11 protein-coding genes are annotated in these 15,137 nt (G+C 67.8%); 5 read left to right on the forward strand and 6 right to left on the reverse strand.

What is annotated here, in order from left to right; translation table 11 throughout:
- The first annotated feature begins 2,229 nt into the window (after positions 1 to 2,229).
- Together BLR91_RS18030 and BLR91_RS18035 are read left to right on the forward strand one after the other, a co-directional pair.
- Complete coding sequence (locus BLR91_RS18030) at positions 2,230 to 3,216, forward strand: ParA family protein (RefSeq protein ID WP_089879398.1); 987 nt, start codon at positions 2,230 to 2,232, stop codon at positions 3,214 to 3,216.
- Positions 3,216 to 4,187, forward strand: coding sequence for a ParB/RepB/Spo0J family partition protein (locus BLR91_RS18035; RefSeq protein ID WP_089879395.1), 972 nt, complete (start codon positions 3,216 to 3,218; stop codon positions 4,185 to 4,187). The genes BLR91_RS18030 and BLR91_RS18035 overlap by 1 nt, the downstream gene beginning before the upstream one ends.
- Here the strand turns inward: BLR91_RS18035 and BLR91_RS18040 are convergent.
- From BLR91_RS18040 to BLR91_RS18065, 6 genes are all read right to left on the reverse strand, one after another.
- The gene (locus BLR91_RS18040; protein ID WP_089879391.1) at positions 4,178 to 5,143 is read right to left on the reverse strand and encodes a D-alanine--D-alanine ligase family protein; all 966 of its coding nucleotides are present in this window, start codon (positions 5,141 to 5,143) and stop codon (positions 4,178 to 4,180) included. The two genes, BLR91_RS18035 and BLR91_RS18040, sit on opposite strands and share 10 nt — an antisense overlap.
- 14 nt (positions 5,144 to 5,157) lie before the next feature.
- Positions 5,158 to 6,483, reverse strand: a complete 1,326-nt coding sequence (locus BLR91_RS18045; RefSeq protein WP_089879388.1) for an aminotransferase-like domain-containing protein — start codon at positions 6,481 to 6,483, stop codon at positions 5,158 to 5,160.
- A 135-nt stretch (positions 6,484 to 6,618) separates the two neighbouring features.
- Positions 6,619 to 6,945, reverse strand: a complete 327-nt coding sequence (gene trxA / locus BLR91_RS18050; RefSeq protein ID WP_020076187.1) for a thioredoxin — start codon at positions 6,943 to 6,945, stop codon at positions 6,619 to 6,621.
- A gap of 14 nt (positions 6,946 to 6,959) precedes the next feature.
- Positions 6,960 to 7,946: a thioredoxin-disulfide reductase gene (gene trxB, locus BLR91_RS18055; protein ID WP_018189021.1), complete on the reverse strand. Its 987-nt coding sequence runs from the start codon at positions 7,944 to 7,946 to the stop codon at positions 6,960 to 6,962.
- Between the two features lie 84 nt (positions 7,947 to 8,030).
- The gene (gene murJ, locus BLR91_RS18060) at positions 8,031 to 9,638 is read right to left on the reverse strand and encodes a murein biosynthesis integral membrane protein MurJ (protein ID WP_018189020.1); all 1,608 of its coding nucleotides are present in this window, start codon (positions 9,636 to 9,638) and stop codon (positions 8,031 to 8,033) included.
- Positions 9,631 to 11,907 carry a DUF6049 family protein gene (locus tag BLR91_RS18065; RefSeq protein ID WP_231918984.1) on the reverse strand — a complete coding sequence of 759 codons (2,277 nt, stop codon included), beginning with the start codon at positions 11,905 to 11,907 and terminating at the stop codon, positions 9,631 to 9,633. The genes murJ and BLR91_RS18065 overlap by 8 nt, the downstream gene beginning before the upstream one ends.
- A 95-nt stretch (positions 11,908 to 12,002) precedes the next feature.
- On the opposite strand from BLR91_RS18065, the gene BLR91_RS18070 reads away from it, so the two are divergent.
- From BLR91_RS18070 to BLR91_RS18080, 3 genes are read left to right on the forward strand one after another with little or no spacing between them, the layout of a single operon-like run.
- Positions 12,003 to 13,427, forward strand: a complete 1,425-nt coding sequence (locus BLR91_RS18070) for a CCA tRNA nucleotidyltransferase (protein ID WP_089879382.1) — start codon at positions 12,003 to 12,005, stop codon at positions 13,425 to 13,427.
- Positions 13,412 to 14,314, forward strand: coding sequence for a carbohydrate ABC transporter permease (locus BLR91_RS18075; RefSeq protein WP_089881708.1), 903 nt, complete (start codon positions 13,412 to 13,414; stop codon positions 14,312 to 14,314). The genes BLR91_RS18070 and BLR91_RS18075 overlap by 16 nt, the downstream gene beginning before the upstream one ends.
- Complete coding sequence (locus tag BLR91_RS18080) at positions 14,301 to 15,134, forward strand: carbohydrate ABC transporter permease (protein ID WP_089879378.1); 834 nt, start codon at positions 14,301 to 14,303, stop codon at positions 15,132 to 15,134. The genes BLR91_RS18075 and BLR91_RS18080 overlap by 14 nt, the downstream gene beginning before the upstream one ends.
- Positions 15,135 to 15,137 lie beyond the last annotated feature (3 nt).

Here is a 15,137-nt window from a genome sequence, read left to right on the forward strand (position 1 = left end):
GCTGCCGCAACGTACGTGCCCCAGTCCAGGCTCTACTCGTTCCTCATGGTCGTCGGCGCATGTTCAGGCGAGAGGCCGGGGCAACCGGCCCGAACGCATGTGCGGCGACCGGGTGGAGGGCGCGCTGCGCTGTTCGGCGCCCGTGGATCCTTGGACACTCGCCGCCTCAGCGAGCCCATATTCGGACGCGTCGGTGTTTCACGTGAAACGCCGACGGGGCGTGATGGTCCGCCGGTCACTTTCACGTTCGCTGTGTTGGACGGCAGTCGCTCGGTCGGTTATAGCGCTGCGAGTCCGGTCCGGCCAGCGCGCCCAAAGGCGGAACCGCCGCATGTTTCGACCAGGGACGAGGAGCCGAGGAGTCAGGACTCTGGCTGTATCTGGTGTCGACTCCGCGGGCGGAAAGTGCGGATCACCGCCGTAAGGGGGTGCGTCTCAGCTTCGTCCTCCCCCGACCGGGCGTCGAAGACCTGAGTCCTTCGAATGGAAAGACTCCCCTGGTTTGCAGCTCTTGGGCCTACCCACGACCTGAGCTAACTCGCCAGTGCCCCGGAGGCGCCGCTGCGGGTGCTACTCGGGGGTGACGGAAGGCGAGATGACAGGTGAGCGCGATTTCAGCGCCACCGGAGTCCAGTGAGCGATTGGCGGGAGTTTACTAGCTCCCGAGCTCATGGTGACCGATGTCTCGACGTACGGAAACGGACGGACAGACGGTAAAGGACGGGCTGCGTCTTAGCGGCGCTGGGCCCGGCACTTGGAGTCATTGTGCACCGTCGGCCGCACGCCATGCAGGATGCGGCGCAGGTTTCACGTGAAACGGCCGGCTGTGATCGCGGGAAGAGGACGTATTCGGGACTCTCGCCAGCCGTTTACGGGCCGACAGTGGCGACCTCCAGTGGAAGCGCGGTCTGTAGCGACCTTTGTGCCGGATTCAGTGCCGGACCTTGATACCAGGGCTGGGTGCTGGGCTTCCGCGGTCGGCCTTCGTCGCGGGGTTGTGTAGGGCGTGGGTGGCGGGGTTTCCTGAGGCGTGGGTGGCGGGCTTCCGTGGCGGGCTTTCGTGGCGGGCTTTCGTGGCGGGTTTGCGTAAGGCGTGGGTGACGGGGTTGCGTGAGGCCTGGGTGGCGGGGTTTCGCGGGGCTTTCGCGGCGGGGTTTCGTGCCGAGGTTGCGTAGGGGGTGCGTGGCGGGGCTTTCGCGAGGCATCTGCGGCGGGGTTTCGTGGCGGGGTGTCGAGGGATTTTTGCAGCAGGCTTGTGTCGGGGTTGCGTGGCGCTTTCGCCGCGGGCTTTCGCGGCGGCCTTGCGGGGGGGGGGCGGAAGTCCGCAACCGGCACGGCCCCGTGGGTGCTCGAGAGGATTGGGGCGGGACTCCGCGCCCTGTAGCCACGGCAAGCTGGGCAGGCGTGATGTCGTTTCACGTGAAACGATGCGGATTCCCGACACATCGCCATGCGATCGGCGGAGTCTGACCGGACGTGCAAGGGCTGAGGGAGCTTGGCAGACCATTCGACGCGCGGCGCTCAGCTCGCCGTGAAAGCAAGCCCTCAGTTCGCCACCGTTCCTCGTCGAGAATTGGCCCGGACAAGCCCTCCGGTTTCGATTCCGGCCGCGTGCGCGCAGCAGCGGGCCAGCGCAGGACGCGGGAGGACTCCAAGACAGACACACATGCTCCCCGCCGACTCAAGAGCGGCCGTTCGGGTATGGACGCGATCTGCGATTGGTGACGCGGATCCCGTGAAGTTACGAATAGGTTCCCGATCGATACCGGGCGGTCGGGGCCCAAGCACTCCGCCAGCCAGACCGCCGCGATCCTGCCCATTCCCCAGCGGCCCGGCGGGGTACTCGTTAGTACCGCAGGACTCGAGACACTCAGGCCAGTCGACCATGCTGGCTCCGTAGGTGAATTCAGGCCTCGAGGTGTTGGGTGGGGTGGTCGCCGCGTCATCATGGTCTCACGTGAAACGCGCGCAGCACCAAGTCTCGCCCCGGCGGACATCATCAGACGAGACTCCGAGCGACACAGGCCGTCCCCCGCGCTGCAGACAGCGCCGACACAGGCCAACGTTTCACGTGAAACGGACCACGCCGCACTACCCATGCGCGCGATCGGAACGACACTTCTCCACAGGTTGCGCGCCGCGCGGAAAGCGTCGGACATCCGAGTTAGAGTGGTTCACGGGTGCGCTGCTGGTGCGCCGACGACCAGCCGGAAGCCGGTGCCACGCATTATGGAGCGACGCGAGTTTCACGTGAAACAACCCCATCAGGACGAGCACGATCAGGACGAGCACGGCGGAGTAGGTGAGATCGACAGCGTGACGGATGCCGACACGACCGACGACAGCTTTGACGTGGGTACTCCCCTGGCGGAGGAGATTCAGGACCTGGCCCGCCGTCGGCAGGTGATCGCATCCACAACGTTGCCGCTTCCCTCTCAGACGCGCATCTTCACCATCTCGAATCAGAAGGGTGGCGTCGGCAAGACCACCACAGTGGTCAACCTGAGCGCGGCGCTCGCCAAATCGGGCGCACGGGTGCTGGTGATCGACCTCGACCCGCAGGGCAATGCATCGACGGCTCTCAGTGTCGAGCACCGTGAAGGAACACCCAGCGTCTATGACGTTGTGGTCAACGACCGAGAACTCGAAGAGGTGATCCAGAAGAGCCCAGAGTTCGATGGGCTCTTCGTTGTCCCTGCGACCATCGACCTCGCCGGCGCCGAAATCGAACTCGTCTCGATGGTGGCGCGGGAGCAGCGGCTGTCACGCGCCCTCAACCGCTTCCTCGACGAGTACGACATCGACTACGTGCTCATCGACTGCCCGCCGTCACTCGGGCTCCTCACGATCAACGCGTTCGTTGCTGCCAGCGAAGTGCTTATCCCCATCCAGTGCGAGTACTACGCGCTGGAGGGCCTGAGTCAGCTGCTGAAGAACATCCAGCTGATCGAGCGCCATCTGAATCCCCGGCTGCAGGTGTCCACGATCCTGCTGACGATGTACGACTCCCGCACGAACCTCGCTCACCAGGTCGCTGCGGATGTTCGTGAGCACTTCCCCAACGAGGTGCTCGACACGATCATCCCCCGCTCCGTCCGCATCTCCGAAGCACCCAGCTACGGCCAGAGCGTCATCAGCTACGACACCAACTCCAGCGGTTCCCTCTCCTACATGGAGGCGGCCGCCGAGATCGCACGAAGAGGAGTACCCCGCTAATGGCAGCGAAGCGCACCGGATTGGGCCGAGGAATCGGCGCACTCATCCCCACCAGCGATCAGTCCGCCCGTCCCGTCGACGTCTTCTTCCCTGATAACAGCGCGGGAGGCGCCGCCGCCCGCTCATCGGTCGCGGTCGCGGAGCGCGAGGACGACCTGGTCGCGGTTCCCGGCGCTCGCCTCGCCAGCATCTCCCCCGCCGACATCGTCCCGAACCGCGTGCAGCCGCGCACCGAGTTCGACCGTGACGCCCTCGACGAGCTGATCGCGAGCATCCGCGAGGTCGGGGTTCTCCAGCCCGTCGTTGTGCGTCCGCTCCCCGACGAGCCGGGCCGCTACGAACTGATCATGGGCGAGCGTCGCCTGCGGGCGACCAAGGAGCTCGGGCTGGACTCCATCCCCGCGGTGGTCAAGGACACCGCCGACGAGGACATGCTGCGCGACGCGCTGCTGGAGAACCTCCACCGCAGCCAGCTGAACCCCCTCGAGGAGGCATCCGCCTACCAACAGCTCCTGGCCGACTTCGGCATCACCCAGGAAGAGCTGGCGACCCGGATCGGACGCTCTCGTCCGCAGATCACCAACACCATCCGGCTTCTCAAGCTGCCCGCGTCGGTGCAGGCGCGCGTCGCCGCCGGCGTGCTCAGCGCAGGGCACGCCCGCGCAATCCTGTCACTCGGTGACGACCAGGAGGCGATGATCCGCCTCGCCGACAAGATCGTCAACGAAGACCTCTCCGTGCGGGCGGCCGAGGCCGCCGCCAGCAAGACCCCGAAGCCTCCGCGCACCAAGGCGACGGCGGGCCGCCACCGCGGCCACTTGGATGAAATTGCTGGTCAGCTGGGAGATCGGCTGAACACTCGGGTGAAGATCTCCCTGGGCGCACGCAAGGGTCAGATCGTCGTCGACTTCGCCACCATCCAAGACCTCAACCGGATCCTCGACGAGATCGGGCAACCCAGCTACAGCTGAGAGGCGTCGGCGATCGCCGCGGCAGCCAGCGCCGCGTACACCTCGGCCGGCTCGCGCCCGGAGGCGCTGATGGCCTGGGGCATGATGGACGTCTCCGTCAGTCCCGGCAACACGTTCGCCTCGAGGAACCAGGGCGTGCCGGCGCCATCGACGATCAGGTCGATTCGCGAGAGATGCCGCAGGCCCAGCGCGTTGTGCGCGGTACGCGCCGCTTCGGCCACCGCCTCCAGGACCTTCTCGTCCAGCCGTGCGGGCACGTAGAACCGGGTCTCCCCCGCGTTGTACCGCGCGTCGAAGGTGTACACACCGTCGACGGGTTCGATCTCCACCGCGGGCAGAGCCTCCGGACCATCGCCGGTATCCACCACCGCGACCGAGACCTCCACGCCCTCGACCTTGCGCTCGATCAGCGCGACGTCCGAATACGTGTACGCGTCGACCATGGCGCGCGGCAACTCCTCGGCCGACGTCACGATGGTGACGCCCTGCGCGGACCCGCCCTGGGCGGGTTTCACGACGACCGGGAGGTCCAGTCCCGAAAGCACGGTCGTGAGCACACTGCCCGCCCCGAGTTCACGGAAGGTCTCCTGCGGAAGGGTGACCGACTCCGGTGTCGCGACTCCTGCACGGGCGACGATCGTCTTCGCTGTCGGCTTCGACCAGGCAAGACGGGAGGCGTCGGCCCGCGACCCCACGAAGGGCACGCCGGTGATCTCCAGCAGGCCGCGCAGTGCCCCATCCTCTCCACTGGCGCCGTGCAGCGCCGGCCAGACGACGTCGGGCGCGGACTCCTCCAGGAAGGCGAGCAGCGAGGCATCGGGGTCGCGGAAGGTCACCGTGTGGCCCAGCGCGTTCAGCCCGTCCGCCACGCGGCGCCCCGTGCGCAGGGAGACGTCGCGCTCATGCGAGATCCCCCCGGCGAGGACGACGACATTCAGTGCTGATTTTTCTGCCATGATCAGGTCTTTCTCTAGCGCAGATCGGTCGGAGGGTTGGCGCTCGTGCGGCTGCGGCGCTGAGAGGCTTCGAGCGGGCCGGTGCCGGCGAAGGTGTCGAGCAGGTCCTGCTCCCCGCCGATCACGTTCGCGAGCCGCCGCACACCGACCCTGATGTTCTCCGGAGTCGGGTAGCAGAACGACAGCCGGATGTTGTGAGCACCAGATCCATCGGCATAGAAGGCCGTGCCCGGGGTATAGGCCACGAGCTCGGTCACGGCGCGAGGGAGCATGGCCTTCGAGTCGAGGTGCGGCGGCAGGGTGAGCCAGACGTAGAACCCACCGTTGGGATCGGTCCAGCTCAGCTCGGGCAGGTGCTCGTTGAGAGCGGAGATCATCGCCTCCTTGCGCTCCCGGTAGACGCCGCGGAAGGTGTCGATCTGCGCCTTCCAGTCCGCGTCCTGCAGGTACTCCGAGATCACCAGCTGACTGAACGAGCTCGGGCTCAGCACAGCCGCTTCATTGGCGAGGATGAGCTTCTCGCGGATGGCGTGCGGCGCCAGGGCCCAGCCCACCCGGAACCCGGGAGCCAGCGTCTTGGAGAACGTCCCCAGGTAGACGACGCCGTCCTTCTCGACCGAGCGCATCGCCGCGGGCGGCTTCTCCTCGAAGTAGAGCAACCCGTATGGGTTGTCCTCCAGCACGAGGATGTCGTTCTCTCGCGCGATCGCGAGGATCTCCAGTCGCCGCTCCCAGGTCAGGGTGACGCCGGCGGGGTTGTGGAAGGTCGGAACGGTGTACAGGAACTTCACGCGTCGTCCGGCCGTCTTCAGCCGCGCGATGTGCTCGCGCAGCGCCTCGGGGATGAGGCCGTGCGCATCCATCGGGACGTGGTCCACCTCGGCCTGGTACGACTTGAAGATGACCATCGCGGTCACATAGCTGGGCCCCTCGGCGAGCACGACGTCGCCCGGATCGATGAAGAGCTTGCTGAACAGCTCCAGGGCATGCTGCGAACCGGTGGTGACGACGACGTCGTCGGCGCTGCCGCTGATGCCCTCGAGCGCCATGACGTCGAGGATCTGCTCGCGCAGGGCCGGGACGCCCTGACCGGAGCCGTACTGGAGGGCGACCGCTCCCTGCTCGCGCATGACGCGATCCATCGCGCCGACCACCAGGTCTTGCGGGAGGGCGGAGACGAACGGCATGCCGCCGGCCAGCGAGACCACCTCGGGGCGGCTGGCGACGGCGAACAGGGCTCGGACCTCACTGGCGGCGAGGCCGCTCGTACGCTGCGCGTAGTGGTGATACCACGGGTCCAGATTGTTGCCCCGCTGCTGCGGAGTGCCCTGTTCGATCACGTGTGAGTTCCGTTTCTCTGCCGTTGAGCCATGCTATGGGGGCGACGCACTGCGGAGAAAATCGTGCGTCGCCGGGTACGAAAAAGACCCGCCCGGCGGGTGAGCGCCGGACGGGTCTGAAGAGGACGGGTCGCGCTACGCCAGGTAGGCGGCCAGGTCGGCCTCGAGGGCGGGCTTCGGCTTGGCGCCGATGACGGTCTTGACGACCTCGCCACCCTGGTAGACCTTCATCGCGGGGATGGAGGTGATCTGGTACTTTGCAGCGGTCTGCGGGTTCTCGTCGACGTTGAGCTTGACGATCTCGATCTTGTCGGCGTGCTCGGAGGCGATCTGGTCGAGGATCGGGCCGACGGCGCGACACGGACCGCACCACTCAGCCCAGAAGTCCACCAGGATGGTCTTCTCGCTGTTGAGGACGTCCTGCTCGAAGCTGGAGTCCGTAACCGAACGTGCTGCTGACATTTTCTTGTATCTCCTTATGCGGTGGTCGTGAGTTCGAGGTCACCCGACGCGCCATCCGCTGCGCTGTCGAGCAAGTTCTGGGGAAGCGTCGTCAGGTAGTGCTCCGCGTCGAGCGCGGCGACCGTACCGGACGCTGCGGCGGTGACCGCCTGGCGGTAGGTCGGGTCGATGACGTCACCCGCGGCGAACACGCCGGGCAGGTTGGTCTTCGAGCTCCGGCCGTCGACCGCGATCGTACCCTCGGGGGTCAGGTCGAGCTGACCGTGGACCAGGTGGACGCGCGGGTCGTTGCCGATCGCGATGAACAGACCGTGCAGCTGCAGCTCGCTCTCCTCGCCCGTGACCAGGTTGCGGAGGGTGATGTTCTGCACCTGCTCGTCGCCGCCGATCGCCACGACCTCGGAGTTCCAGATGAACTCGATCTTGTCGTTGGCGAACGCGCGGTCCTGCATGATCTTGGAGGCGCGCAGCGAGTCGCGACGGTGGATGACGTACACCTTGTCGGCGAATCGGGTGAGGAAGGTGGCCTCCTCCATCGCCGAGTCTCCGCCGCCGACGACAGCGATCGTGCGCTGGCGGAAGAAGAACCCGTCACAAGTGGCGCACCAGGAGACGCCGTGGCCGGAGAGGCGCTCTTCGTCCTCCAGGCCCAGCTTGCGGTACGCGGACCCCGTCGCGAAGATCACGGCGAGAGCCTCGTGCACGGCGCCCGATCCGAGCGTGACGCGCTTGACCTCACCGGTCAGGTCGACGGAGACGACGTCGTCGAGGACGATCTCGGTGCCGAACTTCTCGGCCTGCGCCTGCATCTTGAACATGAGGTCCGGGCCCATGACGGCCTCCGGGAACCCCGGGAAGTTCTCGACCTCCGTAGTGTTCATCAGCTCACCGCCGGCCTCGACCGAGGAGGCGATCAGCAGCGGCTTCAGATTGGCGCGGGCCGCGTAAATGGCCGCGGTGTAACCGGCAGGGCCGGAACCGATGATGATGATCTGCCGCACGGCGGAACTCCTTGACCTGATCGCGACACCTTCGTCTGGAGGCGTCGACCTGTAGAACACATCCTAGGCGGATGCTATTCCGTGTCACCTGGGCGTGCGTGAACGCCTTCCGGCGCGGCCCAGAAGGGGCGCAAGACCGGCCTCCAGGTCGGGCGATCGCAGCATCCCCAGGAAGCCGACGTAGACGACGAGCATGACCACGCCGACGATCGCCGTGGCGACGACGGCCGCGATCGGGCCACTCACCGGGAACGCCCCCTTCTCGACACCGCCGAGGATGATGAGGAAGCCCGCGCCGGCGGCCATGGCGGCGAGGGCGGCGACGAGGAAGCGCCAGAGCGAGCTCAGGATGCGCGCCCCATCCACTCCCCCGGTCCGCCGGCGCAGCAGGGCGAAGGCCAGGATCGCCTGCACGAAGCTGGCGATCGAGACGACCAGGGCGACGGCGGCAGCCCGGTTCGGGGCGGGCACCAGGAAGCAGAGCAGCACGCCGGCGAGGATGACGGCGACCTGGGCCAGGGTGAAGAAGAACGGCGTGCGCGTGTCCCCCAGCGAGTAGAAGGCCCGCTGCGCCATGAAGACGAGGGAGAAGGGCACGAGACCGACCAGGTACGCGATGAGGACGAGCCCCATCGCCTGGTAGTCGCCGGTGAACACGCGAGCGATCGGGTAGGCCGTGACGATGAGGGCCGCTGACGAGAAGACGATGAGGAACATGATCGACCGCGCCGCCGACGAGAAGTCCTGACGGAAGTCGGCTGTGGCGCCCCGGTGCGCGTGCTCGGCCATGCGCGTGTAGAAGGCGGTCACGATGGAGACGGCGATGATGCCGTGCGGGAGCATGAAGATCAGCCACGCGTTCTGCATGACGAAGGGACCGGCGTTGGCCTCCCCCGCCGAGTTGGAGACGTTCGTCTCGACCAGCCCGGCGATCTGGGTGGCGATGAGCATGGCGAACGTCCAGCCCGCGGCCTTGCCTGCCGTCCCGAGGTTCACCCCGCGCCAGCCGAAGTCGAAACGGAAGCGCAGCCCGACCCGCCGCCAGAAGACGAACAGGATGAGCGCCTGCACCGCCACGCCCAGGGTGGCACCGCCGGCCAGCAGGGCGATCATCCAGAACGACCAGCCGCTGTCGTGCTTGCCGGAGGCGGCGGTGCCGAAGGCGAGGATGAAGGCCGCGAGCAGGACGATGGCGATCACGTTGTTGACGACCGGCGCCCAGGTGAACGGCCCGAAGGACTTGCGGGCGTTGAGCACCTCGCCGAGCAGCGTGTAGAGGCCGAGGAAGAAGATCTGCGGCAGCGACCAGTAGGCGAACGCGGTGGCGAGGTCCCTCTGGGCGGCGGGGATGCCGAAGAGGGAGACCAGGACCGGTGCGAGGAATGTGGCGACCACCGCGACCGCGGCGAAGACGACCATCCCGAGCGTGACGAGCTTGTTGATGTACGCGCGGCCGCCGTCCGCGTTGACGGAGGCGCGGACGATCTGCGGGACGAGGACGGCGTTGAGGATTCCCTGCGCGATGATCGCGTAGACGCTGTTGGGGACGATCGTCGCGGTGCCGTAGGCGTTCGCGGCGAAGCTGATCGCGCCGATCGCCTGCACCAGGAGCCACGCCTTCGCGAACCCGAGAAGACGCGACACCAGGGTGCCGGAGGCGAGGAGCGCGCTCGCGCGGCCGACGCTAGCCACCGGGCCGCTCCTCCGGAGGGGATGCTGCCGCAGAGTCGGAACCCTCTGACGGGGTTACAGCATCGGCTTCGGCGTCTTCGGCCTCGGCCGCCTCGGCGGCATCCTCAGCCCGCTTCGACCGCCGCCGCAGGATGTTCCGCACGATCCCGAATCCGAACAGCAGCACCAGCAGGATGCCGAAGATCAGCGCGCCGATGCCCTCCCAGTCGGCGTGCACATCCACCGTCACCGAGGTCGGATCGCCGATGGGCACGCCGGTCGGGCTGTACAGATGCAGCGACAGCACGACCTGGCCGTTCCCGACCTTCGCCTTGACGGGGATGAGGACGGTCGCGCGTGAGTCCTTGACGATGCGCTTGGTGGTCGACTGGTCGACCTCGAGCCGGCCGTTCGAGGGAGCGGCGGTCAGCACGATCGTCACGGCTTCGTCGGTGAGGCCGTTGCTCACCGTGAAGGGAATGGACCCCTGGGCGCTCACGAGGTTGACGTTCTCCGTCGGCAGGATGCGGATGGAATGAAGCGTCTTGTCCGTCGTTGCCCGCTCCTTCGCGACGGCGGTATTCCAGTCCGTCCGCGGGTTCAGCCACGAGACCGCGAGCAGTGCGAGCAGATCCGAACGGGTACGGCCGGTCAGCGTCGTGGGGTCGTCGAGCACCGTGGCGAACTGGCCCAGCGCGACCTCGTCCTGGATGAGCGCGCGGATGCCGGTGATGCGATCGGCGCTCTCCGGGGTGTCGACGAGATCGAAACCGGCGGTCTGGGGTGCGCCGGCGATCGCCGGGAAGGAGGCGGGAGCCGACCACGGCGAGGAGAACAGCGCGTTGAGCGTTCGCTCGAACTGCGTTCCGCTCGACGGCCAGGAGCGGTCGAGTGCCACGAGGAGCCGGCGCGCGTCACCGGACTCCTGCGCGACGAGCTCCAGCTGAGCGTTCACCTTCGACATGGCCGAGTTCCACGCGACGTCGCTGGGCGCGGAGATCGCCTGCCGCAGCGCGTCGCTCAGCGGCTGGTCGGAGGCCAGGATGCGGCTGTCTCCTGAGCTCAGGGTCGCGTTCGGGGTCGTGCTCAGGTCGTTCGCGTTGGTGTTGCTGCCGGAGACGATGGTGGTCTTCAGGCCGGCGGCCGCGAGCGGTGCGAGGTCGGCTCGACGGACCGTCTTGTCGCCCGGCCAGCCGATGCCGGTGAGGGTGTAGTCCCAGGCGAGCAGCTCATCCATCGTCGGCAGCACAGGCCCGGGGCTGGTGGTCGGCGTGGGGCTGGGCGTCGACGTCGAAGTCTTCGGTGCGGGGGTCGGCGTTGCCGTGGCCGGCTCCCCCACGGGTGTGGGCGCCGGCGTGAAGTTCTTCGGGTCGATCGCGTACGAGAGCGAGGTCGGTTGCAGCGGCGTCGGGAGGCCCGCCTGGAGTTGGCCGGCGAGGTCCGCATCCCCGTAACCCAGTGAGAAGGTTTCGTTGGGCAGGTCGGCCAGCCGCTCCAGCCAGTCGAGCGCGCTCGCCGGGGCCGCGTTGCCGAGGGCTCGGATCGAGGCGATGATCATCGGGTCGATGCCGACCGTGACGGTGGTGTGCCCGGCGAGGCCGTCGAGTTCGCGGGTGAGGATGCCGTTGGGCGCCGTGTAGGTCGCGAGGTCGTCTGCCGCGATGATCCCGTTCGTGCCGGACGGCGTGACGATCGGCAGAGCGACGTTGACGCTGGCCTGCTTTGCGGTGCCGCCCGGGTACCAGACGGCGGAGCCGCGCGCGGTCGCGTCCGAGGATCCGGCATGCACCGAGGCGCCGATTCCGAAGACGGCCGACGACGTGCGACCGGCGAACGGGAGCGAGGCCGCGGGCGCGGTTACGCGCACCACCGTGCTCGAGCCCGGTTCGAGCGTGTTCAGCTGCGCCTTGCCGAGGTCGACGGCGCCGGACACGGAGTCGGTGGATGCGAGCCACGAGGCCAGCGCCTTCCGGTCGTTCTGCGCCGCCGGATCGACCCAGAGCGAGACGGTGCCCGACTGGAAAGCGGTGTCGGTCGGGTTCGAGACGGTGACCGAGACCCCGAGGTCTTTGCCCGGCGTCAAAACTCCCGCGTCATCAGCGGTGATGGATGCGGTCAGCTCCGTCCCGGCCGCGGCCTTCGGAGCCGGCGTGACCGCTTCCGCCGCACCTGAGGGATACGCGACGCCCGCGAGAACGGCGAGCGCCCCGACGGCGACGGCTGCCGCCGTCACACGCAGACGGGCGCGGAGCGACGCACCCCTCCGGAGGGTGGGGGAGGTTGCCGTCATGCGTCGACGCGCGATCCCGACTCGGCCTCCATGTGGTCGATTGTAGAGGCCGCCTGCTGAGAGGCCGGCGAGGAGGGCCGTTAAACTGGGGCACCATGCAGAGCGTCGCCGAATCCCTCGAACGCCTCGGCGACCTCGCACGCACGCCGTCGGTCGCCCGTCTCGCCGACGCCTTCCAGTCCGCCGGGCACGAGCTCGCGCTCGTCGGCGGCCCCGTGCGCGACGCCCTGATCGGCCGGCCGGTGCACGATCTCGACTTCACCACGGACGCCCGCCCCGACGACATCGTTCGGGTCGTCGGGCCCATCGCCGATGCGATCTGGGATGTCGGCCGCAAGTACGGCACGATCGGCGCTCGGCTCGGCGATGACACCGTCGAGATCACCACCTACCGCAGCGACAGCTACGACGGCACCACTCGCAAGCCGGAGGTGGAGTTCGGCGACACCCTCGAAGGCGACCTGCTGCGCCGGGACTTCACGGTCAACGCGCTCGCCCTCCGGCTGCCGGAAGTGCGCCTGGTGGACCCCTCGGGCGGTGTCGAGGACCTCATCGCCGGGGTGATCACCACACCGAGCAGCCCCCAGATCTCCTTCGGCGACGACCCGCTGCGGATGATGCGGGCCGCGCGCTTCACTGCACAGCTGGGATTCACGGTCGACGAGGCCACGCGGGAGGCCATGTCGTCCATGGCCGAGCGGATCGAGATCGTCAGCGCCGAGCGCGTCCGCGACGAGCTGAGCAAGCTGCTGATGGCGGACGAGCCGCGGCGGGGGCTCGAACTGCTCGTGGAGACCGGCTTGGCCGATGAGGTGATCCCCGAGATCCCCGCGCTCCGGCTGGAGGCCGACGAGCACCACCACCACAAGGACGTCTACCAGCACAGCCTCACCGTGCTCGACCAGGCGATCGGATACGAGAAGGAGCGGCATCCCGGCGAGGCACCCGATCTGGTGCTGCGTCTGGCCGCGATCCTCCACGACATCGGCAAGCCGGCGACCCGCCGCTTCGAGCCCGGCGGGGCGGTCAGCTTCTATCACCACGACGTCGTCGGCGCGAAGCTCGCCAAGAAGCGGCTCACCGCCCTGCGGTTCGACAAGTCGACCATCGACTCCGTCGCCCGGCTGATCGAGTTGCACCTGCGGTTCTTCGGCTACGCCGACGCGCACTGGACCGACTCGGCCGTGCGGCGCTACGTCCGCGACGCCGGACCCGAGCTCGAACGCCTGCACATGCTCACGCGGGCCGACGTCACGACCCGTAACCGGCGGAAGGCCGACCGTCTGGGCTTCGCCTACGATGACCTCGAAACGCGCATCCGCGAACTCCGGGAGCAGGAGGAGATGGATGCGGTGCGCCCGGATCTGAACGGAGAGCAGGTGATGAGCATCCTCGGCATCCGCCCGGGCAGGGAGGTGGGTCAGGCGATGAGGTTCCTCCTCGAACTGCGACTCGACGAGGGACCCCTGGGCGAGGAGGAGGCCACGCGGCGTCTCCTCACGTGGTGGGAGAACCGCTGACCCAGCGTTCCCGCTCCCGCGCGCTGCGCCGACGGGATGCCGTCATCGGCTACGCACTGCTCGCGCCGAGTCTGTTCGGCGTCGCGTGCTTCCTCGTGCTGCCGGTGCTCGTGGTGGTGTGGCTCAGCTTCCAGAGCTGGGATCTCATCCACCCGCTGCGGTTCGCCGGGCTGGCCAACTACGCCTCGGTTCTGACCGATCCCGTCTTCGGCAATGCCTTATTGGTGACGGCGGTGTTCGTGGTGATCGTCATCCCGGTCCAGACCGCGCTCGGGCTGTTCGGCGCATCGCTGCTGACGCGTGGACTCCCCGGCTCGGCCGTGCTGCGCACGATCTACGCCCTCCCCTGGATCTGCGCGCCCCTGGCGCTGGGGGTCGTGTGGAAGTGGATCTTCGCCCCGACGGGCGGTGCGCTCAACGCGCTGCTCGGTGTGCGTGTCGAGTGGCTGACGGACCCCGTGCTCGCGCTGCCCGCCGCGGCGGCTGTGGTCATCTGGACGAACGTCGGCTACGTCACTCTCTTCTTCCTCGCCGGGCTGTTGAACATCCCGAACCACATCGTGGAGGCCGCACGCATCGACGGCGCCGGTCCGGTCGCCCTGTTCTGGCGGATCAAGCTGCCCCTGCTCCGGCCGACGATGTTCTTCGTGCTGGTCACGAGCGTGATCGCCACCTTCCAGCTCTTCGACCAGATCTATGCGCTCACCGGCGGCGGGCCGGAGCACCGGACGGATGTGGTCGCGAACCGCATCTACACGGAGGCCTTCCAGTCGTTCGACCTCGGGCGGGCATCCGTCATGGCCGTGGTGCTGCTCGTGCTGCTGGTGGCGATCACCGTCGGGCAGCAGCTGTACTTCCGCAGGAGGACGACCTATGACCTCGGGTAGGCGGGTCCTCCGGACGGTCGGCGTCTACCTCCTGCTGCTGGTCGGCGCGGCGGTGACGCTCGCGCCCTTCCTGCTCAGCGCGATGACGGCCTTCAAGACGCCGGCCCAGTTCGCTCGCACGCCCGCGTTGACGCCGCCCGATCCGTGGACGCTCGACAACCTCGTCTCGCTGTTCACCGGCCCGGCCGGTTTCAGCCGGGCGCTCCTCGTCACGGCGCTCGTCACCGTGTTCATCCTGGTGTTCCAGCTGGTCTTCTCGATCATGGCCGCCTACGCGTTCGCCCGCGTCGACTTCCCCGGACGGGATGCGCTGTTCTGGGTATACCTCGCGACGCTCATGGTGCCGGCGATCGTTCTCGTCATCCCGCTGTACCTGATGATGGCGCAGCTGGGACTGCGCGATACGTTCTGGGGCCTCGTGCTCCCCTTCTCCTTCGGGAGCCCGTACGCGGTTTTCCTACTCCGCGAGTACTTCCGCGGGATCCCGCAGGAGCTCATCGACGCCGCCCGGCTCGACGGCGCATCCACCCTGGACATCCTCGTGGAGATCGTCGTCCCGCTCTCCCGGCCGATCATCGCGACGCTCGTGCTGATCACGGCGGTGAGCCAGTGGAACAACTTCCTGTGGCCGCTCGTCATCACAAGCGGTAACACGTGGCGGGTGGCCACCGTCGCCACTGCTAGCCTCCAATCCCAGTACAACGGCAACTGGACAGTTGTCATGGCAGCGACGACGCTGGCGATCGTGCCGCTCGTCGTGCTCTTCCTGATCTTCCAGAAGCGCTTCGTGCGGTCCATCACGATCACCGGCTTCCGGTAGAGG

Source organism: Leifsonia sp. 466MF (assembly GCF_900100265.1).
Lineage (GTDB): Bacteria > Actinomycetota > Actinomycetes > Actinomycetales > Microbacteriaceae > Leifsonia.